At 67.3% G+C, this 25,095-nt stretch carries 32 protein-coding genes; 29 read left to right on the plus strand and 3 right to left on the minus strand.

Annotated elements, in window-relative coordinates:
- Positions 1-3: 3 nt before the first annotated feature.
- From rplP to rplQ, 25 genes are all read left to right on the plus strand, one after another.
- Positions 4-423 carry a 50S ribosomal protein L16 gene (gene rplP / locus BJ980_RS15125; RefSeq protein ID WP_179503056.1) on the plus strand — a complete coding sequence of 140 codons (420 nt, stop codon included), beginning with the start codon at positions 4-6 and terminating at the stop codon, positions 421-423.
- Positions 423-671 carry a 50S ribosomal protein L29 gene (gene rpmC, locus BJ980_RS15130; RefSeq protein WP_179503057.1) on the plus strand — a complete coding sequence of 83 codons (249 nt, stop codon included), beginning with the start codon at positions 423-425 and terminating at the stop codon, positions 669-671. The genes rplP and rpmC overlap by 1 nt, the downstream gene beginning before the upstream one ends.
- Entirely contained in the window at positions 668-946 is a 279-nt protein-coding gene (gene rpsQ / locus BJ980_RS15135) for a 30S ribosomal protein S17 (RefSeq protein WP_179503058.1), read from the plus strand. Before rpmC ends, rpsQ begins: the two co-directional genes overlap by 4 nt.
- A 133-nt stretch (positions 947-1,079) precedes the next feature.
- Positions 1,080-1,448, plus strand: a complete 369-nt coding sequence (gene rplN / locus BJ980_RS15140) for a 50S ribosomal protein L14 (RefSeq protein ID WP_179503059.1) — start codon at positions 1,080-1,082, stop codon at positions 1,446-1,448.
- Positions 1,448-1,813: a 50S ribosomal protein L24 gene (gene rplX, locus BJ980_RS15145; RefSeq protein WP_179503060.1), complete on the plus strand. Its 366-nt coding sequence runs from the start codon at positions 1,448-1,450 to the stop codon at positions 1,811-1,813. The genes rplN and rplX overlap by 1 nt, the downstream gene beginning before the upstream one ends.
- Before the next feature lies 1 nt (position 1,814).
- Entirely contained in the window at positions 1,815-2,384 is a 570-nt protein-coding gene (gene rplE / locus BJ980_RS15150) for a 50S ribosomal protein L5 (RefSeq protein WP_281363728.1), read from the plus strand.
- 1 nt (position 2,385) lies between these two features.
- Positions 2,386-2,571: a type Z 30S ribosomal protein S14 gene (locus tag BJ980_RS15155; protein WP_011757321.1), complete on the plus strand. Its 186-nt coding sequence runs from the start codon at positions 2,386-2,388 to the stop codon at positions 2,569-2,571.
- Between the two features lie 130 nt (positions 2,572-2,701).
- A complete protein-coding gene (gene rpsH, locus BJ980_RS15160; RefSeq protein ID WP_179503061.1) occupies positions 2,702-3,121 on the plus strand; it encodes a 30S ribosomal protein S8 in 420 nt (139 codons plus the stop codon).
- 38 nt (positions 3,122-3,159) lie between these two features.
- Positions 3,160-3,702 carry a 50S ribosomal protein L6 gene (gene rplF, locus BJ980_RS15165; protein ID WP_179503062.1) on the plus strand — a complete coding sequence of 181 codons (543 nt, stop codon included), beginning with the start codon at positions 3,160-3,162 and terminating at the stop codon, positions 3,700-3,702.
- A 2-nt stretch (positions 3,703-3,704) separates the two neighbouring features.
- A complete protein-coding gene (gene rplR, locus BJ980_RS15170; protein WP_179503063.1) occupies positions 3,705-4,088 on the plus strand; it encodes a 50S ribosomal protein L18 in 384 nt (127 codons plus the stop codon).
- A gap of 37 nt (positions 4,089-4,125) precedes the next feature.
- The gene (rpsE, locus tag BJ980_RS15175; protein WP_179503064.1) at positions 4,126-4,737 is read left to right on the plus strand and encodes a 30S ribosomal protein S5; all 612 of its coding nucleotides are present in this window, start codon (positions 4,126-4,128) and stop codon (positions 4,735-4,737) included.
- Positions 4,737-4,919: a 50S ribosomal protein L30 gene (rpmD, locus tag BJ980_RS15180; RefSeq protein WP_067441137.1), complete on the plus strand. Its 183-nt coding sequence runs from the start codon at positions 4,737-4,739 to the stop codon at positions 4,917-4,919. Before rpsE ends, rpmD begins: the two co-directional genes overlap by 1 nt.
- Before the next feature lies 1 nt (position 4,920).
- Positions 4,921-5,361 (plus strand): 50S ribosomal protein L15, encoded by a 441-nt coding sequence (gene rplO / locus BJ980_RS15185; protein WP_179503065.1) that lies wholly within the window; start codon positions 4,921-4,923, stop codon positions 5,359-5,361.
- Between the two features lie 159 nt (positions 5,362-5,520).
- Entirely contained in the window at positions 5,521-6,825 is a 1,305-nt protein-coding gene (gene secY / locus BJ980_RS15190) for a preprotein translocase subunit SecY (protein WP_179503066.1), read from the plus strand.
- A gap of 20 nt (positions 6,826-6,845) precedes the next feature.
- Complete coding sequence (locus BJ980_RS15195) at positions 6,846-7,418, plus strand: adenylate kinase (protein WP_179503943.1); 573 nt, start codon at positions 6,846-6,848, stop codon at positions 7,416-7,418.
- Between the two features lie 6 nt (positions 7,419-7,424).
- Complete coding sequence (gene map, locus BJ980_RS15200) at positions 7,425-8,246, plus strand: type I methionyl aminopeptidase (RefSeq protein WP_343047830.1); 822 nt, start codon at positions 7,425-7,427, stop codon at positions 8,244-8,246.
- A 52-nt stretch (positions 8,247-8,298) separates the two neighbouring features.
- A complete protein-coding gene (locus tag BJ980_RS15205; RefSeq protein ID WP_179503067.1) occupies positions 8,299-11,067 on the plus strand; it encodes an FHA domain-containing protein in 2,769 nt (922 codons plus the stop codon).
- A 119-nt stretch (positions 11,068-11,186) separates the two neighbouring features.
- Positions 11,187-12,239 carry an LLM class flavin-dependent oxidoreductase gene (locus BJ980_RS15210; protein ID WP_343047831.1) on the plus strand — a complete coding sequence of 351 codons (1,053 nt, stop codon included), beginning with the start codon at positions 11,187-11,189 and terminating at the stop codon, positions 12,237-12,239.
- Between the two features lie 283 nt (positions 12,240-12,522).
- On the plus strand, positions 12,523-12,744 hold the full coding sequence (infA, locus tag BJ980_RS15215; RefSeq protein WP_026145687.1) for a translation initiation factor IF-1: 222 nt from the start codon (positions 12,523-12,525) through the stop codon (positions 12,742-12,744).
- A gap of 31 nt (positions 12,745-12,775) precedes the next feature.
- Positions 12,776-12,889, plus strand: a complete 114-nt coding sequence (gene rpmJ / locus BJ980_RS15220; RefSeq protein ID WP_056681713.1) for a 50S ribosomal protein L36 — start codon at positions 12,776-12,778, stop codon at positions 12,887-12,889.
- A 172-nt stretch (positions 12,890-13,061) separates the two neighbouring features.
- On the plus strand, positions 13,062-13,436 hold the full coding sequence (gene rpsM, locus BJ980_RS15225; RefSeq protein WP_179503068.1) for a 30S ribosomal protein S13: 375 nt from the start codon (positions 13,062-13,064) through the stop codon (positions 13,434-13,436).
- 130 nt (positions 13,437-13,566) lie between these two features.
- Positions 13,567-13,974 carry a 30S ribosomal protein S11 gene (gene rpsK, locus BJ980_RS15230; protein ID WP_179503069.1) on the plus strand — a complete coding sequence of 136 codons (408 nt, stop codon included), beginning with the start codon at positions 13,567-13,569 and terminating at the stop codon, positions 13,972-13,974.
- Positions 13,975-14,004: 30 nt separating this feature from the next.
- Positions 14,005-14,613 carry a 30S ribosomal protein S4 gene (gene rpsD / locus BJ980_RS15235; RefSeq protein WP_179503070.1) on the plus strand — a complete coding sequence of 203 codons (609 nt, stop codon included), beginning with the start codon at positions 14,005-14,007 and terminating at the stop codon, positions 14,611-14,613.
- Positions 14,614-14,683: 70 nt separating this feature from the next.
- Positions 14,684-15,700 (plus strand): DNA-directed RNA polymerase subunit alpha, encoded by a 1,017-nt coding sequence (locus tag BJ980_RS15240; RefSeq protein ID WP_179503071.1) that lies wholly within the window; start codon positions 14,684-14,686, stop codon positions 15,698-15,700.
- 173 nt (positions 15,701-15,873) lie between these two features.
- Positions 15,874-16,434, plus strand: a complete 561-nt coding sequence (gene rplQ / locus BJ980_RS15245) for a 50S ribosomal protein L17 (protein WP_179503072.1) — start codon at positions 15,874-15,876, stop codon at positions 16,432-16,434.
- Positions 16,435-16,529: 95 nt separating this feature from the next.
- Here the strand turns inward: rplQ and BJ980_RS15250 are convergent, their stop codons facing one another.
- Complete coding sequence (locus BJ980_RS15250) at positions 16,530-17,270, minus strand: DUF2786 domain-containing protein (protein WP_179503073.1); 741 nt, start codon at positions 17,268-17,270, stop codon at positions 16,530-16,532.
- A 201-nt stretch (positions 17,271-17,471) separates the two neighbouring features.
- Here BJ980_RS15250 and truA point away from each other — a divergent pair, with 201 nt between their 5' ends.
- Positions 17,472-18,320 carry a tRNA pseudouridine(38-40) synthase TruA gene (gene truA, locus BJ980_RS15255; RefSeq protein WP_179503074.1) on the plus strand — a complete coding sequence of 283 codons (849 nt, stop codon included), beginning with the start codon at positions 17,472-17,474 and terminating at the stop codon, positions 18,318-18,320.
- The gene (locus BJ980_RS15260) at positions 18,313-18,918 is read left to right on the plus strand and encodes a class I SAM-dependent methyltransferase (protein WP_179503075.1); all 606 of its coding nucleotides are present in this window, start codon (positions 18,313-18,315) and stop codon (positions 18,916-18,918) included. Before truA ends, BJ980_RS15260 begins: the two co-directional genes overlap by 8 nt.
- Before the next feature lie 17 nt (positions 18,919-18,935).
- On the opposite strand, the gene BJ980_RS15265 is transcribed toward BJ980_RS15260, so the two are convergent.
- Positions 18,936-19,883, minus strand: a complete 948-nt coding sequence (locus BJ980_RS15265) for a phosphatase PAP2 family protein (RefSeq protein WP_179503076.1) — start codon at positions 19,881-19,883, stop codon at positions 18,936-18,938.
- A gap of 125 nt (positions 19,884-20,008) precedes the next feature.
- On the opposite strand from BJ980_RS15265, the gene BJ980_RS15270 reads away from it, so the two are divergent.
- Positions 20,009-21,715 (plus strand): ATP-binding cassette domain-containing protein, encoded by a 1,707-nt coding sequence (locus BJ980_RS15270; RefSeq protein ID WP_179503077.1) that lies wholly within the window; start codon positions 20,009-20,011, stop codon positions 21,713-21,715.
- A gap of 22 nt (positions 21,716-21,737) precedes the next feature.
- Here BJ980_RS15270 and BJ980_RS15275 read toward each other — a convergent pair whose 3' ends face one another.
- The gene (locus BJ980_RS15275; protein WP_179503078.1) at positions 21,738-22,820 is read right to left on the minus strand and encodes a glycosyltransferase family 4 protein; all 1,083 of its coding nucleotides are present in this window, start codon (positions 22,818-22,820) and stop codon (positions 21,738-21,740) included.
- Between the two features lie 121 nt (positions 22,821-22,941).
- Between BJ980_RS15275 and BJ980_RS15280 the strand changes: the two genes are divergently transcribed.
- Complete coding sequence (locus BJ980_RS15280; RefSeq protein ID WP_179503079.1) at positions 22,942-25,026, plus strand: acyltransferase family protein; 2,085 nt, start codon at positions 22,942-22,944, stop codon at positions 25,024-25,026.
- Positions 25,027-25,095 lie beyond the last annotated feature (69 nt).

The raw sequence follows: 25,095 nt of genomic DNA on the forward strand, positions 1-25,095 counted from the left end.
GCCATGTTGATGCCCCGTCGCGTCAAGCACCGCAAGCAGCACCACCCCAAGCGGACCGGTGCGGCCAAGGGTGGCACGAGCCTCAACTTCGGTGAGTTCGGCCTCCAGGCCATCGAGGGTCACTACGTGACCAACCGCCAGATCGAGTCGGCTCGTATCGCCATGACTCGTCACATGAAGCGTGGCGGAAAGGTGTGGATCAACATCTACCCCGACCGTCCGCTGACCAAGAAGCCTGCCGAGACCCGCATGGGTTCCGGTAAGGGTTCCCCCGAGTGGTGGGTGGCGAACGTCAAGCCCGGCCGCGTCATGTTCGAACTTTCCGGCGTGGATGAGGAAGTTGCTCGCGAGGCCATGCGCCTTGCAGCGCACAAGCTCCCCATGAAGTGCCGCTTCATCTCGCGTGAGGCAGGTGAATTCTGATGAGCACCACTACAAGTGCCGCCTTTGAACTCGACCAGCTGACCAACGCCGACCTCGAGGCCAAGCTTCGTGAGGCGAAGGAAGAGCTGTTCAACCTCCGCTTCCAGGCGGCCACCGGCCAGCTTGAGAGCAACGGGCGCCTGCGCCTGGTCAAGAAGGACATCGCCCGGATCTACACGATTGTGCGTGAGCGCGAGCTCGGCATTCGAGTGGAGCCCGGCACTGAGAAGGATGGTGGCGCCGCATGAGCGACCAGACCGCAACCACGAACGAGCGCGCGGCCCGCAAGGTCCGCGAAGGCATCGTCGTCAGCGACAAGATGGACAAGACCGTCGTCGTGACTGTCGAGGACCGTGTCAAGCACGCCCTCTACGGCAAGGTCATGCGCCGCAACAGCAAGCTCAAGGTGCACGACGAGCAGAACGAGTGCGGCATCGGCGACCGGGTCCTGATCATGGAGACCCGTCCGCTCTCTGCCACCAAGCGCTGGCGCCTCGTCGAGGTCCTCGAAAAGGCCAAGTGACCTGGAGACCCAGCCCACCGGCGGGGTCACCACCACAGATTCAAGTTCGGCAAATATCAGTTCGGCAAGGCTCACGCCCCGTACGTCTCGGGATGGGCGCTGAGAACCGGCACGACATTCAGGAGAAAACCCGATGATCCAGCAGGAGTCGCGACTCAAGGTCGCCGACAACACCGGTGCGAAGGAAATCCTTTGCATCCGTGTTCTCGGTGGCTCGGGTCGGCGCTACGCCGGTATCGGCGACGTCATCGTTGCCACCGTCAAGGACGCCATCCCCGGCGGCAACGTCAAGAAGGGTGACGTCGTCAAGGCCGTCGTCGTACGCACGAAGAAGGAGCGTCGTCGTCAGGACGGCTCCTACATCAGCTTCGACGAGAACGCCGCCGTAATCCTCAAGACCGACGGAGAGCCGCGGGGCACCCGCATCTTCGGTCCCGTCGGCCGTGAGCTGCGCGAGAAGAAGTTCATGAAGATCATCTCGCTCGCACCGGAGGTGCTGTGATGACTAAGCGAAGCAAGGCGTTCAACATCAAGAAGGGCGACACCGTCAAGGTGATCGCTGGCAAGGACAAGGGCGCAGAGGGCAAGGTCATCTCCGTTCTGATCGACGACCAGCGCGTCATCGTCGAGGGCGTGAACCGTGTGAAGAAGCACGAGAAGGTCGTCAACCAGGGCGGCGGCAACACCGGCGGCATCGTCACCACGGAGGCTCCGATCCACGTCTCCAACGTGATGCTGGTCGACGGCGAGGGCGTCACCCGCGTCGGCTTCCGTCGCGAAGAGGCCACCAAGACCCGCGCCGACGGTTCGACCTACACCGTGCAGCGCAGCGTCCGCGTCTCGCGCAAGACCGGTAAGGACATCTGACATGACTGAGACCCAGACCAACAGCATGCCGCGCCTCAAGGCGCGCTACCGCGAGGAGATCCTCCCCGCGCTGCAGTCCGAGTTCGACATCAAGAACGTCATGCAGGTTCCCGGCCTGACCAAGATCGTCGTCAACATGGGCGTCGGCGAGGCGGCTCGTGACTCGAAGCTGATCGAGGGCGCCATCCGCGACCTCACCGGCATCACCGGTCAGAAGCCCCAGGTCACCAAGGCCCGCAAGTCCATCGCGCAGTTCAAGCTGCGTGAGGGCATGCCGATCGGTGCGCACGTCACGCTGCGTGGCGACCGGATGTGGGAGTTCCTTGACCGCCTGCTGTCCCTGGCCCTGCCCCGCATCCGCGACTTCCGCGGCCTGAACGGCAACCAGTTCGACGGTCGTGGCAACTACACCTTCGGTCTCACCGAGCAGGTCATGTTCCACGAGATCGACCAGGACAAGATCGACCGGTCGCGAGGCATGGACATCACTGTCGTGACCACGGCCACCACTGACGAAGAGGGTCGCGCGCTGCTCAAGCAGCTCGGCTTCCCGTTCAAGGAAGGCAACTGACATGGCGAAGACCGCCCTCAAGGTCAAGGCTGCCCGCAAGCCGAAGTTCGCTGTCCGCGGCTACACCCGCTGCCAGCGCTGCGGCCGCCCGAAGGCCGTCTACCGCAAGTTCGGCCTGTGCCGGATCTGCCTGCGGGAGATGGCTCACCGCGGTGAGCTTCCGGGTGTCACCAAGTCCTCTTGGTGATTGCCTCCACGTCCTGAATTCGGTTGGGGCGGCGGACCTCCTCCGCCCCGACCACCGAACATCAAATGATCGCTGAAGGTCCTCCCGAGATGCGGGAGCGAAACCACGGTGGAGAAAGGGCCATTCGGCCATGACGATGACTGACCCGATCGCAGACATGCTCACTCGTCTGCGCAACGCCAACCAGGCGTACCACGACTCGGTCGCCATGCCTTACAGCAAGCTCAAGGCAGGCGTCGCCGAGATCCTCCAGCAGGAGGGCTACATCACGGCTTACGACGTGAAGGACAACACCGACGACGCCGGCGAGGCGGCTGTCGGCAAGACCCTCACGATCACCCTCAAGTACGGCCGCAACCGGGAGCGCTCCATCGCGGGCGTTCGCCGGATCAGCAAGCCCGGCCTGCGGGTCTACGCAAAGCACACGGGCCTTCCCCGCGTGCTCGGTGGCCTCGGCGTCGCGATCATCTCGACGAGCCAGGGCCTGCTCACCGACCGCCAGGCAAACCAGAAGGGCGTGGGTGGGGAAGTCCTCGCCTACGTCTGGTAGTCGAGACCCGAGACCAAGGAAAGGTAGAGGTACGAAGCATGTCGCGCATTGGCAAGCTCCCCATCACGGTCCCCTCGGGTGTCGACGTCAAGATCGAGCAGAACCTGGTGACGGTCAAGGGGCCCAAGGGCACCCTTAGCCACACTGTTGCTGCACCGATCGTCGTCGAGCGCTCGGAGGACGGCGTGCTCGAGGTCAAGCGTCCCAACGACGAGCGCGAGAGCCGCTCGCTCCACGGACTGACCCGCACGCTCATCAACAACATGGTCGTCGGTGTCACCGACGGCTACGAGAAGAAGCTGGAAATCGTCGGCGTCGGTTATCGAGTCCTGTCCAAGGGCCCGAACCAGCTCGAGTTCCAGCTCGGCTACTCGCACTCGATCACGTTCAACGCGCCCGAGGGCATCAGCTTCACCGTCGAGGGTCCGACCAAGCTTGGCGTCGTCGGCATCGACAAGCAGCTCGTGGGTGAGGTCGCGGCCAACATCCGCAAGCTGCGCAAGCCCGAGCCCTACAAGGGCAAGGGCGTTCGCTACGCGGGTGAGCACATCCGCCGCAAGGTCGGAAAGGCTGGTAAGTGACCATGGCGATCTCACTCAAGAACCGCAAGCACACCTCGGCCCGCGTCGCATCGCGTCTGCGTCGCCAGGTTCGTGGTCGCAAGAAGATCAGTGGCACGAACGAGCGTCCGCGCTTGGTCGTGACCCGATCCTCCAAGCACATCAGCGTCCAGGTCGTCGACGACCTGGTCGGCAAGACGCTCGCCTCGGCCTCCACCATGGAGACCGACCTGCGTGGTTTCGATGGCGACAAGACTGCCAAGGCGAAGAAGGTCGGCGAGCTCGTCGCCGAGCGCGCCAAGGCAGCTGGCGTCGAGGGCGTGGTCTTCGACCGCGCCGGCAACAAGTACCACGGCCGTATCGCGGCCCTTGCCGATGGCGCCCGCGAGGGCGGCCTGACGTTCTGATCGCAAAGACAAGCAAGAAAGAGAAGAGGTAGTTCTCATGAGCGGACCCCAGCGCGGACAGCGCGCCGGTGGTGAGCGCCAGGGCGGCGGAGACCGCCGTGGACGCGACGGTCGTGGCGGCCAGCAGGCCGACAAGACCGCGTACGTCGAGCGCGTCGTTGCGATCAACCGTGTCGCCAAGGTGGTCAAGGGTGGTCGTCGCTTCAGCTTCACCGCCCTCGTGATCGTCGGAGATGGCGAAGGCATGGTTGGTGTCGGCTACGGCAAGGCCAAGGAAGTTCCCGCCGCGATCGCCAAGGGCGTCGAGGAGGCCAAGAAGTCCTTCTTCAAGGTCCCCCGTGTCCAGGGCACCATCCCGCACCCCGTCCAGGGGGAGAAGGCGGCCGGCATCGTGATGCTGCGTCCTGCTGCTCCCGGTACCGGTGTCATTGCCGGTGGACCGGTGCGTGCGGTGCTCGAGTGCGCCGGCATCCACGACGTGCTGAGCAAGTCGCTCGGTTCCTCGAACCAGATCAACATCGTGCACGCCACTGTTGAGGCGCTGCGCATGCTGGAGGAGCCCGAGTCGGTTGCCGCTCGCCGTGGCCTGACCGTGGAGCAGGTGGCCCCGGCCGCCCTGCTCAAGGCGCGGGCGGAGGTGGCCCAGTAATGGCCCAGCTCAAGGTCGAGCAGAAGAAGTCCACGATCGGCTGCAAGGCCAACCAGCGCGAGACCCTTCGCTCGCTGGGCCTCAAGCGGATCGGCGACGTGGTCGTGAAGGAGGACCGTCCCGAGATTCGTGGGATGGTCCACACCGTCCGTCACCTCGTTACGGTTGAGGAAGTGAACTGACATGACGCTCAAGCTGCATCACTTGCGTCCGGCCCCCGGTGCCAAGACTGCCAAGACCCGCGTGGGTCGCGGTGAGGGCTCCAAGGGCAAGACTGCCGGTCGCGGTACCAAGGGCACCAAGGCGCGCTACCAGGTTCCGGTTGCCTTCGAGGGTGGCCAGATGCCCCTGCACATGCGCCTGCCGAAGCTCAAGGGCTTCAAGAACCCGTTCAAGGTCGAGTTCCAGGTCGTGAACCTGGACCGGATCAACGAGCTGTTCCCCGAGGGTGGCACCGTCACCGTCGAGAACCTCGTGGCCAAGGGCGCGGTTCGCGACAGCAAGCCTGTCAAGGTCCTGGGCCAGGGCGACATCACCGTCGCCGTCCAGGTCACCGCCAATGCCGTCTCGGCGTCGGCCAAGGAAAAGATTGAGGCCGCCGGCGGCACCGTAACGGTGCTCTGATCGGCCTGTGGCACAGCCAGTGCGAGGGGCGCGGATATTCATCCTGCGCCCCTCGTGCTGTCTCCACACGCCGTTCCATGGAGCCCCTGTTAGGCTTCCCCGAGTTCTCGCCCGGGCCCAACGGCCGGCGACCTGCCCCAGCTTGAGAAAGAGGACCACGTGCTAGGCGCGTTCGCCAACGCTTTCCGGACACCAGATCTGCGCAAGAAGCTGCTGTTCGTTCTCGGGATCATCGTCGTCTTCCGGTTCGGATCCCAGTTCCCTGCCCCGGGTGTGCACACTGCCAACGTGCAGACCTGCATCGACCAGGTCGAGAACAACAGTGTCTACAACCTGATCAACCTGTTCTCCGGTGGCGCGCTGCTCCAGCTGACGGTCTTCGCGCTGGGGATCATGCCCTACATCACCGCCTCCATCATCCTGCAGCTGCTCGTCGTGGTCATCCCACGGCTCGAAGCGCTGAAGAAGGAGGGCCAGGCCGGGCAGACGAAGATCACCCAGTACACCCGCTACCTCACTCTTGCGCTCGCCCTCCTGCAGGGCACCGGCATCGTGGCGCTGGCCCGTTCGCGCCAGCTGCTCCAGGGCTGTGAACTGCCCCTGCTGCACAACGAGAAGAGCATCAGCACGTTCCTGGTCATGGTGCTGACCATGACCGCAGGCACCGTGGTCATCATGTGGCTCGGTGAGCTGATCACCGACCGCGGCGTCGGCAACGGTATGTCGATCCTGATCTTCGTCCAGGTCGTCGCCACCTTCCCGGGCGCGCTGTGGTCGGTCCAGCGCGGTCAGGGCTGGCTCACCTTCGCCATCGTGATGATCGTCGGACTCGCCCTCGTGGCCGCGGTCATCTTCATCGAGCAGGCACAGCGACGCATCCCCGTGCAATATGCGCGCCGCATGGTCGGGCGCAAGATGTTCGGCGGCAGCTCGACGTACATCCCGCTCAAGGTGAACCAGGCCGGCATCATCCCGGTCATCTTCGCCTCGTCCCTGATGTACCTGCCCGCCATGGCAGTGCAGTTCAACGCCAACCGCGATCCGCAGCCCAAGTGGCTGGACTTCATCAACACCTACCTGGTCGACGGCAGCCACCCGCTCTACATGGCGATCTACTTCCTGCTGATCATCTTCTTCACCTACTTCTACGTCTCCATCACGTTCGACACCCATGAGGTGGCGGACAACATGAAGAAGTACGGCGGCTTCATCCCCGGGATCCGGGCTGGCAAGCCGACTGAGGACTACCTGTCCTACGTCCTGTCCCGGATCACCTTCCCGGGCGCCCTCTACCTCGGTCTGATCTCGCTCGTTCCGCTGATCGCCTTCGCGGTGATCAACGCCAGCCAGAACTTCCCGTTCGGCGGCACGTCCATCCTGATCATGGTTGGCGTTGCGCTCGACACGGTGAAGCAGATCGAGAGCCAGCTGCAGCAGCGCAACTATGAAGGATTCCTCCGCTGATGACGACCAACTCCAAAGGAATGCGCATCATCCTGATGGGCCCTCCCGGTGCCGGCAAGGGCACCCAGGCCAAGGTGATCGCGAATCACTTCGGCATCCCTGCCATCTCCACCGGTGACATCTTCCGGGCCAACGTGGCCGGGGAGACCCCGCTCGGGGTCGAGGCCAAGCGCTACATGGACGCGGGCGAATACGTCCCGGACGAGGTCACCAACGCGATGGTGCGCGACCGCCTCGCCGAGGACGACGCCAAGCCCGGCTTCCTGCTCGACGGATATCCGCGGACCCTGGCCCAGGTCACCGAGCTCGACGGCATGCTGGCCGCCACCGATGTCTCGCTCGATGCAGTCGTGGTGCTGACCGCCGACCAGGACGAGCTGGTCTCCCGCCTCCTGCAGCGCGCTCACACCGAGGGTCGCGCCGACGACACCGAGGACGTCATCCGTCGCCGCCAGGAGGTCTACACCGAGGAGACCGCGCCTCTGATCGAGGTCTACGGCGAGCGTGGACTGGTCACCGAGGTCGACGGAATGGGCGAGATCGACGCCGTGACGCACCGAGTCTTCGACGCCCTCGAGAACCGAGCCGGCTGAGGCCTCGTGTTCTCCAGCCGCGGGATCCAGGTCAAGACCCCCGAGCAGATCGAGAAGATGCGTGTCGCCGGCCTCCTGGTCGGCGAGACGCTGGAGCTGCTCCGTACCTCGGTGCGGGCCGGCATCACCACCGGTGAGCTCGACGCCATTGCCGAGGACAACATCCGCTCCGGTGGTGGCGTCCCCTCCTTCAAGGGGTACGGCGACCCGCCGTTCCCGGCCAGCATCTGTGCCTCGGTCAACGACCAGGTCGTGCACGGGATCCCCGGCGAGCAGGTGCTCGGCGACGGCGACATCATCTCCATCGACTGTGGCGCCATCGTCGACGGTTGGCACGGGGATGCCGCGATCACCGTTGCCGTCGGTGAGGTGCCCGAGGACGTCCGCGAGCTGATGCGGGTCACCGAGGAGTCGATGTGGCGCGGGTTCGCCGCCGCCAGGCTCGGCGGCCGGGTCGGCGACATCTCCCACGCCGTCGAGTCCTACGTACGCTCGCAGGGCGACTACGGGATCCTCGAGGACTTCACCGGGCACGGCATCGGGACCGAGATGCACCAGCCGCCGGACGTGCCCAACTTCGGCCGCGCCGGTCGTGGCCCCAAGCTGGTCCGAGGGATGGCACTCGCCGTGGAGCCGATGGTCACGCTCGGCACGAAGCGCACGGAGGTCCTCGACGACGACTGGACCATCGTCACCGCTGACCAGAGCTGGGCCGCGCACTTCGAGAACACCTTCACCCTGACCCCCGACGGGCCGTGGATCCTGACCGCGCTCGACGGTGGCGAGGCAAAGCTGGCCGAACTGGGCGCAGCATTCGGCGGACGCTGAGCGTCGTCTAACGTAGTGGCGTCGAGGCCAACCACGACCAGGCGAGGAACACATGTCCACGATGGGCCACAACGGGGTCGCACCCACCGCGCTGCGGGTGACTGTCCAAGGCAGCTCGCGTGAGTTCCTCGACTCCGTGGTCACCATCGGACGTGACGCGCACGCCCCGATCTCGCTGCCCCACCCGGACGTCTCGCGCAGGCACGCCGAGTTCCGGCGTACGCCGCAGGGTTGGGTCCTGGTCGACCTCGGCTCCACGAACGGCACGTTCATCGGGCCCCGCGCACTCACCCAGGAAGCGATCAGCCCCGACCACCCGGTGATCGTGACCATCGGTGGGCAGGGTGGGCCGAGCATCACCGTCGAGGTGGTCAGCAGCGGTAGTGGCAGCGGTGGATCGGACCCCCAGCCGCAGGCACAGTCACAGGCGCCGGCACAGTCATCGGGCGCCGGCGTACCCCTCTCCGAGATGCCCCCGCCCGTCCTACCCGGCACTCCTCCTGCGGGACCCCCTGCTTCGGAACCTGCGCCGTGGGCGAGCAGCCCCGCACCGGACCAGCCCGCTCCCGTGGACCTGGGCTCGATGCCGCCGCCCCAGTCGTCGGCCCAGTCGCCGGCCCCCTCGCCTTACCCCTCGTCGCCCTCCTCAGCGCCAGTGCCCCAGGCCAGTCCCGCCCCGGCGCCGGCGCGCCACACCGGTCCCACCCCGATCCCGGCTCCGGCAGCCGAGGTCGGCCCCACCCAGCCGTTCCGCGCAGGAGGCGGAGCCTGGGCAGCGCCCGTGCCAGGACAGGCGTGGCGTCCGACAGGCACCGGTTCGACCCCCTTGCCCCCGCCGGGTCACCTCGCCGACGGGCACACCGTGCTCCCGGATGATCGCAACAGCGACGGTCTGGTGACCATCGGCCGGTCCCGCACCTGCGAGGTCATCCTGGACGACCCGCTCGTCTCGCGACAGCACGCGACGATCGCGATGGCGGCGGTCCCGATCCTGCGCGACCTGGACAGCTTCAACGGCACCTACGTCAACGGCCGCCGCCTGCAGGGAAGCACGGCGCTCGCGCCCGGCGACGAGGTCATCTTCGGCAACCAGACCTTCACCTGGACCGGAAGCAACCTCGCGTCGAAAGCGACCCGGACCGACCTCACCCTGTTCGCGGAGAACCTCACCACGGTCACCAAGACCGGCAAGCGACTGCTCGAGAACATGACCTTCGAGCTCGAGCCGTCGTCGCTCACCGCGGTGATCGGACCGTCCGGTGCAGGCAAGTCGACCCTGCTCGGAGCGCTGACCGGCAGCAGCCCGGCCACCCACGGACAGGTGATCTGGCAGGGGACCGACCTCTACACCCACTACGAGCAGCTCCGGTTCCAGATCGGTCTGGTTCCGCAGTCCGACATCCAGCACCCGCAGCTGAGCGTGCGCCAGGGACTCTCCTATGCGGCGATGCTGCGGCTCCCTCCGGACACCACGTCCGCGGAGCGCGGCCAGCGGGTGCAGCACGTCGTGTCGCAGATGCAGCTCGAACGACAGATCGACAACCGGATCGGCACCCAGCTCTCCGGTGGGCAGAAGAAGCGCGTCTCGATCGCCACCGAGCTGCTCACCGCTCCACCGCTGCTCTTCCTCGACGAGCCGACCTCGGGCCTCGACCCGGGCCTGGACCGCGACGTGATGCATCAGTTGCGTCACCTGGCCGACGAGGGCCGAGTGGTCATGGTGGTAACCCACTCGGTGCTCGCACTCGACGTGTGCGACAACGTGTTGGTCCTGGCCCCCGGTGGGCGTCGCGCCTACTTCGGGCCTCCGGACGGGGTGCTCGAGCACTTCGGGTGCCGCGACTATCCCCAGGTCTTCGACCTGCTCGACGAGCCCGACCTGTGGCATCGGATCCCGGCACCGCCCGCCCCGGTGGAGACCGGCCGGTTGCCGGCGATGAACGCGCCGCTGAGCCAGCCGCCGCTGCAGTCGATGAGCCGCCAGTTCTTGACGCTCGTACGCCGCAACCTGGCCGTCACGGTCTCGGACCGGCTGCTGCTGACGATGCTCCTGCTATTGCCCCTGGTGCTCGGTGGGCTGAGCCGGGTCGTGCCCGGCTCCGACGGCCTGGGCATCGCCCGGACCGTCAACGACGCGGGGGTGATGGACCATCAGGAGGCGTTGACCCGACTGACCATCCTGATCATGGCCGCCGCGCTGATGGGGACCGCGGTCACGATCCGCGAGCTGGTGGGGGAGCGCCCGATCTTCCAGCGTGAATATGCGGTCGGGCTCTCCCCGGGCATCTATCTGCTCAGCAAGGTCGTCGTCCTCGGCACGGCCTGTTTCCTCCAGGGCGTGCTGGTCACCTGGTTGGCCACCGTGGGCCTGCCGGGTCCCGACGGCGGTGGCGCCCTGGGAATGGGCACCTTCGAGATCGCGCTCGCCATCGGCGGACTCTCGTTCACCATGGCCGTGCTGGGCCTGGCGGTCTCCGCGCTGGTGACCTCGAACGAGCAGACGATGCCGGCCCTGGTCGGCCTGGTGATGGTCCAGCTCGTGCTCTGCGGTGCGCTGGTCCCGGTCGCCGGTCGTGCGGTGCTCGAACAGCTCGCCTGGCTGGCCCCCGCGCGCTGGGCCTTCTCGGCCACGGCCTCGGTCACCGACCTGGACAAGGCCAAGCGCTCACTGCCCGACCAGAGCGAGGTCACCCTCGACGCGCTCTATGACCAGTCCGTGGGGCAGTGGATGGTGAACATGTCGATGCTGGGCCTGCTGACAGCGGTGATCCTGGCCGCAGCCTTCTGGCTGGTACGGCGCAGCGCCACCCCGCGCCACTGAGCGCGGCGCTCAACGCTCCCACCGCGGCCGCACTTGGCCATGTGCCCGGGGCAAAGTCACCGGGTACCCGGTGACTTTGCCGACGGAATAGTGGGGGAGTGCAAGGGGTTGATACCGACGTGAGTTCCTCTGCCCCCGCCCTGTCCGTCCTCGACCTGGTGCCGGTGCGCACCGACCAGACCACGGGACAGGCCATCACGGCCTCCCGACACCTCGCGCAGCTGGCCGATCGGCGCGACTATCGCCGCTACTGGGTCGCCGAGCACCACAACATGCCGGCCGTGGCGGCCACCAACCCGCCGGTGCTGATCGGGATGCTGGCGGCGTCGACCGAACGGATCCGGGTCGGTTCCGGAGGAGTGATGCTGCCCAACCACGCCCCGCTGGTGGTTGCCGAGCAGTTCGCCCTGCTCGAGGCGGCCTTCCCGGGTCGGATCGACCTCGGCATCGGCAGGGCCCCGGGCACCGACCCGGTCACCAGCTATGCGCTGCGGCACGGAGCCGGGGGCGTGGGCGAGGACGCGGTCACCCGGTTCCCCGAATATGTGGACAACATCGTGGCGATGATGGACCGGGCCGGTGTCGGCCTCTCCGTCGCCGGCCGCACCCACGAGCTCAAGGCGACCCCGAACGCGACCTCGACCGCGCAGGTCTGGTTGCTCGGTTCCTCGGACTACTCCGCGCGCCTGGCTGCCGAGCAGGGCCTGCCCTACGTCTTCGCGCACCACTTCTCCGGCCAGGGCACCGCGGACGCACTCGAGCTCTACCGCCGCAACTTCAAGCCCTCCGACGTCCTGGACGCGCCCCGCACCTTCCTCACCGTCAACGCGGTGGTCGCGCCCACCGCCCAGGAGGCGCATCGGATGGCGCTGCCGAACCTGCACATGATGACCAACCTGCGCACCGGGCGCCCGCTCGGGCCGCAGTTGTTGATCGAGGAGGCCGAGGTCGCCGTCGCCGACCTCGACCCCGGCATGCTGAACGCGATGCGCAGCCGCTGGGTGATCGGCGATCCCTCCGGTGCTGCCGATGAGGTGGCCCGCCTGGCCGCGACGTACGCTGTCGACGAAGTGATGATCCACCCCGTCGCTGGTGCTTATGCCGGGACCGCGCCCCAGGAGTCCCCGAACCGGGACGCGACCCTGGAGCTGCTCGCCGACTCGCTCGGTTGAGCCCTGGGCGATTAGGGCCTCGGCACACTTCGCACTAGACTTGTGCGTCGGCCCAACGTGGGTCTGTTTCGTGGCGCCTCGCGGCTGTCCGGACGTGCTGGTCACCCTGGTGGCCGGTATGCCGGGATTGAGGATCCACGGGCGGCTTCACGAGGTCCACTCTCTCCGGGCTCACGCTCGGGGGAGAGGTTCCCGGGCCACCCGAGACAAGCGGTGCAACACGGGCCGGCGGTCGCGGTGCATCACACGGTAGACCTATCCGTTCCAACAGATTGTGGAGGACATGCCGAAGAAAGAGGGCGTGATCGAGCTCGAGGGCACCATTACGGAGGCCCTTCCCAATGCAATGTTCCGCGTGGAGCTGAGCAACGGACACAAGGTGCTCGCGCACATCAGCGGCAAGATGCGCCAGCACTACATCCGGATCCTCCCCGAGGACCGCGTAGTGGTGGAACTCTCGCCGTACGACCTCACTCGAGGCCGGATCGTCTACCGCTACAAGTAACAGCCGAAAACAACGTGAAAGGACCATCCTCGTGAAGGTCAAGCCGAGCGTCGGCAAGATGTGTGACAAGTGCAAGGTGATCCGTCGCCACGGCCGAGTCATGGTCATCTGCGAGAACCCGCGCCACAAGCAGCGCCAGGGCTGATCCAGCCCCAGCTGCATCCACAACTGAATACAACAACGTGATCGCTTAGGCCCACAGGGCCGAACCACCCCCGGGGCAGACGGCCGGGGCCTGACAAAAGCCAGGGTGCGACACGACCGAAACCTCTGTGAACAACCGAGGGGCATGCGCCCCTCACAGAAAGGGCCATCACATGGCACGCCTTGTTGGTGTTGACCTCCCGCGTGACAAGCGCATCGAGATCGCACTCACCTACATCTACGGCATCGGCCGTACCCGCTCCCAGCAGCTGCTGGAAGCCACCGGGGTCAACCCGAACCTCCGCGTCCACGAGCTGGGCGACGAAGAGCTGGTCAAGCTCCGCGACGAGATCGAAGCCAACTTCAAGATCGAGGGTGACCTCCGCCGTGAGGTCCAGGCAGACATCCGCCGCAAGATCGAGATCGGCAGCTACCAGGGTCGCCGCCACCGCATGGGCCTTCCGGTCCGCGGCCAGCGCACCAAGACCAACGCTCGCACCCGCAAGGGTCCGAAGCGCACGGTTGCCGGCAAGAAGAAGACCAAGTGATCTGACGCCGGTCCCCGGCCCTCACCGACGAGTGCTCTGCGCTGCAGGCACCTCGACGCCCGGGTCGTTCACCAGCGGCAGTTCTCGGACTTCCCACTCATCCAGACCAGTAACTTTCAGGAGATATTGAATGCCTCCCAAGAGCCGCACCGCGGCTGGCGCCAAGAAGGTGCGCCGCAAGGAGAAGAAGAACATCGCTCAGGGCGAAGCCCACATCAAGAGCACGTTCAACAACACCATCGTCACGATCACCGACCCCACCGGCGCAGTGATCTCGTGGGCCTCGGCCGGCACCGTCGGCTTCAAGGGCTCGCGCAAGTCCACCCCGTTCGCGGCACAGATGGCGGCCGAGGCCGCTGGTCGTCGTGCGATGGACCACGGCATGAAGAAGATCGACGTCTTCGTCAAGGGCCCGGGTTCGGGTCGCGAGACGGCGATTCGGTCCCTGGGTGCGATCGGCCTCGAGGTCGGCACCATCCAGGACGTCACGCCCGCCCCGCACAACGGATGCCGGCCGCCCAAGCGCCGCCGCGTCTGATCCGCACCGAGAACAAGGAGACTTTGAGAAATGGCCCGTTACACCGGCCCCATGACCCGGAAGTCGCGCCGCCTCGGTGTCGACCTCGTCGGAGGCGACCAGGCATTCGAGCGTCGTCCCTACCCGCCCGGCCAGCACGGTCGCGCACGTGTCAAGGAGAGCGAGTACCGCACTCAGCTTCACGAGAAGCAGAAGGCGCGCATCTCCTACGGCATCCTCGAGAAGCAGTTCCACAACTACTACGTCGAGGCATCGCGTCGCGCCGGCAAGACCGGTGACAACCTGTTGCAGCTGCTTGAGTGCCGCCTCGACAACGTGGTCTACCGTGCCGGGTTCGCCCGCACGCGTCGCCACGCCCGTCAGCTCGTCGTGCACGGCCACTTCAAGGTCAACGGCAAGAAGGTCGACATCCCGTCCTTCCAGGTTTCCGCGCACGACGTCATCGACGTTCGCGAGAAGTCGCTCGAGATGACCCCGTTCATCGTGGCTCGTGAGACCCACGCCGAGCGTGTTGTCCCGGCGTGGCTCGAGGCCCTGCCGAACCGCATGCGGGTCCTGGTTCACCAGCTCCCCATCCGGGCGCAGATCGACGTTCCCGTCCAGGAGCAGCTGATCGTCGAGTTCTACTCGAAGAAGTAACACCCCCTCCCTTTCGCCACTGCAGTTCGGGCCCGTCAAATAGTGGGTGGGCCCGGAAAGGAAAGAATCAGTGCTTATCGCTCAGCGCCCGACCCTGTCGGAAGAATCCGTCGACGAGTTCCGTTCGCGGTTCGTCATCGAGCCGCTGGAGCCCGGCTTCGGCTACACGCTCGGCAACTCCCTGCGTCGCACCCTGCTCAGCTCCATCCCGGGCGCCTCGGTCACGAGCATCAAGGTGGACAGCGTCCTCCACGAGTTCTCGACCGTCGAGGGCGTCAAGGAAGACATCACCGAGGTGATCCTCAACCTCAAGAACCTCGTCGTCTCCTCCGAGCACGACGAGCCGGTCACCATGTACCTCCACAAGGCCGGTGCCGGTGACGTCACCGCCGCAGACATCCAGGCTCCGGCCGGTGTCGAGGTGCACAACCCCGACCTGAAGATCGCCACCCTGTCCGACAAGGGCAAGCTCGACATGGAGCTCGTCGTCGAGCGGGGCCGCGGTTATGTCAGCGCGGTGCAGAACAAGGGTGCGGACAACGAGATCGGCCGGATGCCGGTCGACTCGATCTACTCGCCCGTCCTCAAGGTGACCTACAAGGTCGAAGCCACCCGTGTCGAGCAGCGTACGGACTTCGACAAGCTGGTCATCGACGTGGAGACCAAGCCGTCGATCCGTCCTCGTGACGCGATCGCCTCGGCGGGCAAGACCCTGGTCGAGCTCTTCGGCCTGGCTCGCGAGCTGAACGTCGAGGCCGAGGGCATCGACATCGGCCCGTCGCCGGTCGACGAGCAGCTTGCTGCCGACCTCGCCCTCCCGGTCGAGGACCTGCAGCTGACGGTCCGGTCCTACAACTGCCTCAAGCGTGAGGGCATCCACACCGTGGGTGAGCTCATCTCGCGCTCGGAGCAGGACCTGCTCGACATCCGGAACTTCGGTTCGAAGTCGATCGACGAGGTCAAGGCGAAGCTGGTCGAGATGGGTCTGTCCCTCAAGGACAGCGCACCCGGTTTCGACCCGGCCACCGCCCTGGCGAACTACTCGGACGATGACGACGACACCTTCGTCGAGGACGAGCAGTACTGATCGCACTGGTCTGAGCACGCGGTTGGCCGTCACGGACCACGGTCCGCTGGCGGCCACCGCGGCTCAGCCGGGCACAGCTTTCAGTGCCGATCCACAGGTTTCACGCTTCACCTCATGAACGATCCCCATCTACTCCGGTACCTGACACGGCCGGAGAGAACTGAGAGAGAACAATGCCTACTCCCAAGAAGGGCACCCGCCTCGGCGGAAGTGCTGCCCACCAGCGCCTGATCCTCTCGAACCTGGCCACGGCCCTGTTCGAGCACGGTGCCATCACCACCACCGAGGCCAAGGCGCGTGTGCTGCGTCCGGTCGCGGAGAAGCTGATCACCAAGGCCAAGAAGGGTGACCTGCACAACCGCCGCGAGGTCCTCAAGACCATCCGCGACAAGGGTGTCGTGCACACTCTCTTCACCGAGATCGCCCCCACCTTCGCGGAGCGTCCCGGCGGCTACACCCGGATCACCAAGATCGGCCCCCGCAAGGGCGACAACGCGCCGATGGCGGTCATCGAGCTCGTCACCGAGGCCTACAGCCCCAAGGCTCCGTCGGCCAAGAAGACCGAGGCAGCTGCTGCCCCGGCCGCTCCGGTCGAGGAGACCCCGGTCGAGGAGACCGAGGCCACTGAGACCGAGGCCACCGAGACCGAGGCCACCGAGACCGAGGCCACCGAGGCTCCGGCCACCGAGACCGCTGAGGCTCCGGCCGAGACCGAGGACACCAAGTCCGAGTGATCTCCTGATCCGCCCCTCGAGGGCCCGTCACCTGCACGTCAGGTGACGGGCCCTCGTGCGTTGGTCCCACCCGAGCGGATCCGAACCGCTGCAGCTCACCGAGTGAGCTGGCGCTTGGCGCCCCGCAACCGGGTGCCGCCCAGGTCGGCCCGCTGGCCGGCTGCATAGCCGCCGGGCATCCCCGAGCCCGACAGCGAGCGCGCACGAGCCGTGGACAGGCGAGGATAGGCCGTGGTCATCGCGTCGACGACCAGTGCCGAGCGGTCCGCCAGGACCAGGCTCGTCGACACCCCGCTCGACGACGTACGGGCGCTGGCCTCGCGCTGCGCGTCAGACTCTGCCTGCGCGAGTCGTCTCGAGATCGCGATCCGAAACCCGGCCAGCCAGGACCTGCGGAAGGCAGCCTTGTGCTCCCCGGCCGGGACCGGGGTCCGCGCGAGCCAGGTGCTGGCCTGCATCAGCAGGCTGGTGAAGAGCAGATCGGTCCGAGCCAGGTCGGACTCGTGGCCGAAGAGGTGGATCGAGTGCGTGGTGGCTCCGTCGACCCGCTCCCTGCGCATCACCGCACGGCACCGCAACAGCACCGCCACCTCGGCCAACAGCTCGGCCTTGTCCTTGCCGAACGGAGCGTCGAGCACCACGATCCGGTCGCCGACGACGTCGGACCCGGGGACCGACGCCGCCAGCAGGGCCGCGTCGATGCCGTAGTCGGCGATCAGCTGGGCTGCCTTGGCGGTGTAGAGCTCCGCCTCCTCCTGCGTCGCGGCTTGGTCCTCGGCCTTGGCCAGCAGCTTGCGGATCTTCGCCAGCACCGGTGCGGTCGGGTCTGCGGTCATCTCATCCTCCAGGGGTGGTCTCGCCTTGCCGGCCCTCGTCGGCCCGCCATCAGCCCGCCATCAGCACGGCATCAGTACGGGCAAGGCTTCCACCGGCCGACGACAGTACGCCGAGTTCTCCACAGGGCAGCCGTCGACCCGCAGACCAGGTGGGTGACCTGCGCCCACGTGAGCGAGTGCGAGGTGGCAGGATTGACGACCGTGCGCATCCGGATCGACCTCTCCTACGACGGCACCGACTTCAAGGGCTGGGCCCTCCAGCCGGGCCTTCGCACCGTGCAGGAGGAGACCGAGCGGGCCCTGGCCGTCGCGCTCCGTCTTCCCGAAGCACGGGTCACCTGCGCGGGACGTACGGACGCTGGCGTCCACGCGCGCGGGCAGGTGCTTCACCTGGACGTGGACGACGAGGCGATCACCCGATCCGCCGGCCGCTCCCAGGACCCGCCCCTGGACGCCCTCGCCCGTCGCGTCAACGGCATCCTTCCGCTCGACGTGCGGGTACGCCGTGCGAGCCTGGCCCCGCCCGGGTTCGACGCCCGCTACTCCGCGATCTGGCGCCGCTACACCTACCGCGTGGCCGATTCCCCCGAGCTGGTCGACCCGCTGCTGCGCAGCCACGTCCTGGTCTGGTCGCGCCGCCTGGACATCGACAAGATGAACCGCGCGGCAGAGCAGCTGGTGGGCTTCCACGACTTCGCCTCGTTCTGCAGGGCCCGGGAGGGAGCCACCACCATCCGCACCCTGCTCGACCTGCACTGGAGCCGATCGGAGCACGGACTGGCCGAGCTGACGGTCCGGGCCGACGCGTTCTGCCACAACATGGTCCGCTCGCTGACCGGTTGCCTGATCGCCATCGGTGACGGGCGCAGGCCGGTCAGCTGGGCGAGCGAGATCATGGAGGCGCTGCGTCGCGACTCGTCGCTGACCGTCATGCAGGCCCACGGCCTGACCCTGGAGGAGGTCGGCTATCCCGACGGCATCGAGCTGGTACGCCAGGCCGAACGGGCCCGCAACAAGAGAGAGCTCACGAAGGAGCCTGCTGATGGATGAGGACCAGGACCACTACTTCTCCGCGGACCCGAAGGTCGAGTTCGAGCGGGAGGACTTCACCACCGAGGCCTGGGGCCACGAGCTGAGGCTGACCAGTGGTGCCGGCGTGTTCAGCCGGGGACACCTCGACCACGCCACCGCGATCCTGTTCCGCGAGCTCGAGGCACCCGCCCAGGGCCGCTTCCTGGACCTCGGGTGCGGCTATGGCCCGATCGGCCTGGCCATCGCCGCGGCGGTGCCGCTCTCCTCGGTGACCGGTGTGGAGGTCAACGAGCGCGCGATCCTGCTGGCCAACGAGAACGCGAAGGCGCTGGGCGTCTCTGGCCGCTTCGTGGCCTGCACGCCCGACCAGGTCCCCTCGGACATGGTCTTCGACGAGATCTGGTCCAACCCCCCGATCCGGATCGGCAAGGAGGCCCTGCACGAGCTGCTGCTCACCTGGCTGCCCCGGCTCGCTCCGGGCGGACGCGCGGTGATGGTGGTCGGCAAGTTCCTCGGTGCCGACTCGCTGCAGCGGTGGCTGGGCGAGCAGGGCTGGCCGACGACCCGCCTGGCCAGTCACAAGGGATTCCGGATCCTGGAGACCAGACGCGGTTGAGCAGACGCGGCGTCGGCTCAGTCGCCGCGCGAACGCTCCCACCAGAAGCTGCCGATCATCACCACGGCGACCAGCACCCCGCCGCCGATCAGGTCGACGACGTAGTGCTCCCCGAAGTAGACCAACCCCAGGCCCATCGCGGCCGGATAGACGGCGAGCAGCCACTTCCAGGCCGAACGCAGTCGCCAGATGCCATAGGCACCGATCAGCAACGAGATGCCGAAGTGCAGTGACGGCATCGCTGCGACCGGGTTGCCGACCCCGGTGAGGATCAGGTGGAACCTGCCCAGCCCGACCTCGTCCCAGCCGCGGGCGGTGATCCGCAGGACCTCGGTGTCGAGGCGGCCCTCCTTGCTGGCCAGCCACGGCGGTGCCATCGGATAGAGGACATAGACGACCAGGGCGGCCAGGTTCGCCGCGACATAGCGACGCATCCAGCGCTTCCACTCGACCCGGTTGCGCAACCACAGGACCACGGCGATGGTCAGGCCCACCACGAAGTGCGAGGTGTAGACGACGGCCAGCACCAGGTCGTACCAGCGCGGCTCGCTGCCACGTTCGCACGGGGAGCCGCACATCTGCTCCTGCAGCCAGGCCGAGGGCAGCTCGCCGCCGAACATGGCCCGATCGACCTCGATCGGCATCATGTAGTGGACCGGCATCGCGAAGAGCTCGTCGGCCACACCGCGGCTGTAGAAGTAGAAGACCAGCAGCGCCATCGGCAACCACCAGTCGCGCAGGAAGCCCAGGTGGTAGCGCGGCTGCTCACCGACGTTCCAGGCGATCGTGGCGAACCAGAGCCAGATGAAGATCTGGACGGTGTCGCTGGGGACCCCGAAGGCCACCACCCAGGCGGTGAGCGCGATGCCGAACAGCCCCATCGCCACGGCCCGGGCAGCGGGACGTGTGCTCCGCTGCCTGACCGGCAGGGGCGCCCGCAGGCCAGCGTAGAGCCGATTCGACATGGACGGATTGTAGGCGGGGATCACCGAATCGTGTCAGCGGGGCGCCGTGCAGCGGGACCTGGAGCGGCGCGGAGACGGAATCAATGCGTTGGCGCCGTGGTGCCTGCGCGGGGCACAATCACGCCGTGGGTCATGTGGATGTCGCCTCAGTGCGCTATGAGCTGCCGGACGGCAGGGTCCTTCTCGACGAAGTCTCGTTCCGGGTCGGTGAGGGTGCGAAGGTCGCCCTGGTCGGCGCCAACGGCGCCGGCAAGACCACCCTGCTGCGCATCGTCACCGGCGAGCTGAAGCCGCACGCCGGCGTGGTCACCCGCACCGGCGGTCTGGGCGTGATGCGGCAGATGGTCGGCGCCGGCCTGGGGGAGGACCCCACGGTCGCCGACCTGCTGCTCTCCGTGGCGCCCGCACGCGTACGTCGTACCGCCGCGGAGGTCGACCGGTGCGAGCTCGCGCTGATGGAGGTCGACGACGAGAAGCACCAGATGGCCTACGCGAGTGCGCTCGCCGAGTTCTCCGACGCCGGCGGCTACGACATCGAGGTGATCTGGGACGTCTGCACGATGGCCGGCCTCGGCGTCTCCTACGACCGGGCCAAGTATCGCCAGCTCGCCACCCTCTCCGGCGGTGAGCAGAAGCGACTGGTGCTGGAATACCTCCTGCGCGGACCGGAGGAGGTCCTGCTCCTCGACGAGCCGGACAACTTCTTGGACGTGCCCGGCAAGATCTGGCTCGAGCAGCGGATCAACGAGTCCGCCAAGACGATCCTGTTCATCTCCCACGACCGCGAGCTGCTCGACAACACCGCGACCCGGGTGGTCACCGTGGAGCTCGGCGCCTCCGGTGGCGGCAACCGGGTGTGGACGCACCCGGGCGGCTTCTCCTCCTACCACCAGGCACGCACCGACCGGTTCGCCCGCTTCGAGGAGCTGCGCAAGCGGTGGGACGAGGAGCACGCCAAGATCAAGGCACTCGTCCTGCGGTTGAAGATCAAGTCCGAGTACAACGACGGGATGTCGTCGCAATACCGCGCTGCCCAGACCAGGTTGCGCAAGTTCGAGGAGGCCGGCCCGCCGACCGAGCAGCCCCGCGAGCAACAGGTCTCGATGCGACTCAAGGGCGGTCGCACCGGCAAGCGCGCGGTGATCTGCGAGGGCCTCGAGCTCAGCGGTCTGATGCAGCCCTTCGACCTCGAGGTCTGGTACGGCGAGCGGGTCGCCGTCCTCGGCTCGAACGGTTCGGGCAAGTCACACTTCCTGCGCCTGCTCGCCGCCGGCGGCTCCGACCCCGACATCGAGCACCTGCCGGTGGGGGACGCGGTGACCGCGCCGGTGCAGCACACCGGGATCGCTCGGCTCGGGGCACGGGTCCGCCCGGGCTGGTTCGTACAGACCCACGAGCACCCCGAGCTGCTGGGCCGCACCCTGGTGGAGATCCTGCACCGCGGCGACAAGCAGGCGGACGGTCGGGGGCGCGACGGGATGGGACGCGAGCAGGCATCGCGGGTGCTGGACCGCTATGAGCTGGCACATGCCGCGGACCAGAAGTTCGAGTCCCTCTCCGGTGGCCAGCAGGCCAGGTTCCAGATCCTGCTGCTGGAGCTCTCGGGGGCCACCCTGCTGTTGCTCGACGAGCCGACCGACAACCTCGACGTCCAGTCCGCCGAGGCCCTCGAGGAGGGGCTGAGCGCGTTCGAGGGGACGGTGCTCGCGGTGACCCATGACCGCTGGTTCGCCCGCGGCTTCGACCGGTTCCTCGTCTATGGCGCGGACGGGTCGGTCTATGAGTCGCCCGGCCCGGTGTGGGACGAGGGCAGGGTGCAGCGTACCAGGTGAGGCCGGGTGGAGCGGCCCGGGCTCACAGCCGATAGACGGCGTCCAGGGCCCGGTCCACGTCCGACTGGCGCAGGAACGAGGAGGCGGCGGCCCGACCCTTGGTCTGCACGAAGCCGTAGGTGCTCTTCTTGGCCAGGGTCGCCGCGGTGTCGGCCGTGACATCGCTGACCGCCATGTCGCCCAGCGGGTGCCCACCGAAGTTGCCCCACAGCCCGATCCGCAGGTTCTGGCCGCGCTGGAGGCCGTAGACGCCCTGGGACCCGAACGCCACGGTCGGCGTACCGACGGCCAGGCTCTGCATCGCGCCGCGTCCCGACGCCACCGTGAGCACCGCGTCGCGCATCAGCACCGGGATCTCCTCCGACTCCACCCAGCCGGTCATCTCGAAGCGGAGCCGCGGAGACTTGGCCGCCTGCACCCCGATGAAGTCGCGGACCTGCTCGGAGATGTCACCGTCGCCGGCGATCCGGATCACCCACTCGCGGTCGTGCTCGACCAGCGCGTCGGTGACCTTGTCCACGCACTCGAGCAGGGCGGTCTTGTCCGGCCCCAACCGGGACGCGACCAGGATCTGCCCCGGACCGTCGGCGAGCTTGTCGTCCAGGGAGCGCATCGGCTGGTCGAAGAGCTCGTCGCGGACCCCGTTGGGGATCGTGTAGACCTTCGTCGGGTCCACCCGGTCGGCGTCCTCGATCATCCGGGCGTGCGAACGGCTCACGCCGATCAGGGCGCTCGCCACACCGGCCCAGTCGTGCACCCGGTCGCGGCTCACGTGATAGCCGTGGAACGTGTTGACCAGGCGGGCGCCGGTGGCTGAGCGCACGGCGCGACCCAGCACCCGGGAGCGGCCGGTGTGGGAGTGGATGACCTCCCACTCACGCTGGGAGAGCGCCTCGACGTCGCCGTCGCGGTCGTCCCAGTCCTCGATCACGTGGACGTCGATCTGCTCCGCGGTCAGCTTGTCGACCAGGGGACCGGGACGGCAGGCGACCGTGACGTTCCAGCCGTAGGCCTTCATGCCGCGGGCGGCGTACCAGATGTTCTCGTGGAGCCCGCCCCACGGGGAGTGGTTGAACATGGGAACGAGGACGTTGCGCGACGACATGCGGCCAATCTATCGGCCGCGAGGCGGGGCTTCAGGACTTCGCCGGGTTGGGTCGTGTCGCTTAGTATCCACTGCGGACATCCGTCGTGACCTGGTGGTCATGGCATCGAGAAAGGCCATCTTGACCACTCCCACGAAGCAGAAGCCGGCGCCTGCAGCAAAACTCCGCGGCGACATCGAGGGCCTCCGGGCCATCGCCGTCGGTACGGTGCTGCTCTACCACATCGGCGTGCCCGCGGTCAGCGGCGGATTCATCGGTGTCGACATCTTCTTCGTGATCAGTGGATTCCTGATCACGGCGCTGCTGATTCGCGAGGGGGAGAAGACCGGGCGGATCAGCATCCTGTCGTTCTATGCCCGGCGTGCTCGTCGACTGCTGCCGGCAGCGACCGTGGTGCTGATCTTCACCGCGATCGCCGGCTGGCTGGTGATGCCGGAGTCCTCGCACGGTGACCTGGCCACGGACGTCGCCTCGGCGACGGCGTACGTCGTCAACTGGGCGCTCGCCTTCCGTGCCGTGGACTACCTGGCCGAGGACGCCGCGGTCTCGCCGCTGCAGCACTACTGGTCGCTCTCGGTCGAGGAGCAGTACTACGTCATCTGGCCGCTGATGATCATGCTCGGCCTGTTCGTCGCCCGGCGTCTGGGCGTGCGCGCCAAGCCGCTGCTGTTCGGCACCATCGGCGTGGTTGCCGCGGCGTCGCTGGCCTACTCGGTCTACTTCACCGCGGCCAACCCGGCCAAGGCCTACTTCTTCACCACCACCCGCGTCTGGGAGCTGGCCATCGGCTCGCTGCTGGCGTTCGCGGTGGTGCGACTCCGCGTCGGGATCACCGCTCGAGCCGCGAACATCATGGCCGCTGCCGGACTGGCGCTGATCGTCTACGGCACGTTCTTCCTGGACTCCACCACCCCGTGGCCGAGTGCCTGGGCACTCGTTCCGACGGTGGGGGCCGCGCTCATCATCGGCGCCGGGTGCCGCACCGAGGACACCGTGGTGGGACGCCTGCTCAGCCTGCGCCCGATGACCTGGCTGGGCGGTATCTCCTACTCGGTCTATCTGTGGCACTGGCCGCTGCTGGTGCTGGCTGCGGTCCAGTGGCCCGAGATCGGCCTGGTCGCCAAGCTCGGCATCGGTGCCCTCTCGATCGTCCTGGCCCTGGGCTCGCGCCACCTGATCGAGGACCCGGTCCGCTTCCACCCGGTGATGGCCCGCCGCGCCGGTGTGGCGCTGGCCGTCGGTGGCGCGATGATGGCGACCTCGTTCGCAGCGGCCGCGATGATCAACTCGACCGTCCCGGAGCTGGACCTCGACGCCCCGGTGGCCGGGGCGACCGTCCTGATCCAGGACCAGTCCGCCAAGAAGTGGCAGGTCACCGACGAGCCCGAGAAGTTCTACACCACCTCCGGCGAGGTGACGCCGGACCCGGCCGTGGCCATCCAGGACATCCCGGCCTACTACGCCGACGACTGCCAGGTGAAGCCGGACGACGAGACGGTCCACGAGGAGTGCGTCTATGGCGACCGCAAGGGCGCCAAGACCATGGCCATGCTCGGTGACTCCAAGATGGGCCAGTGGTTCCCGGCGCTCGAGGACATCGCGATGCGCGAGGAATGGAAGCTGGACCTCTACCTGAAGTCGGCCTGCTCCTTCACCTTCGCCGGCCCCAAGGACGACTGCAGCGCGTTCGGCCGCAACGTCATCAAGCACTTCGAGAAGAACGGCGCACCCGACTTCGCGATCATCTCCCAGGGCACCGGTCCGATCGGGGAGCTGCAGACCGGCATGACCGAGGCCGTGACGGCACTGGAGAAGCTCGGCACCCAGGTCATCCTGCTGGCCGACAACCCGACGCCGCCGGAGCAGAAGGTCTATGACTGCGTCGCCAAGAACCCGGACGACTACCTCGAGTGCGGGTTCCCGATCGAGGGGAACAAGCTCGGACAGGGCACCGAGCCCCTCGAGGACCTGCGCGACGAGACCGGCGTCGACTACATCGACCTCAACGACTGGATCTGCCCGGCGGGCGGCGAGGAGTGCCCGGCCGTCATCGACGACACCCTGATCTATCGCCAGGGCAGCCACATCACCGCGAGCTATGCGCGCTCGCTCTCGCCGGTGCTGCACCGGTCGCTGGTCGCGCTCGGTGCGGGTGACACCCCGGTGGAGAAGATCACGGCCGACCAGGTCGCCGGGACCGACTGAGACGGGTCACAAGATGGGTCGCCAGTCGGGTCGCCAGTCGGGTCACGGGGAGGACCGGGCACGACGTAC

It is taken from the genome of Nocardioides daedukensis (genome assembly GCF_013408415.1).
Classification (GTDB): Bacteria; Actinomycetota; Actinomycetes; order Propionibacteriales; family Nocardioidaceae; genus Nocardioides; species Nocardioides daedukensis.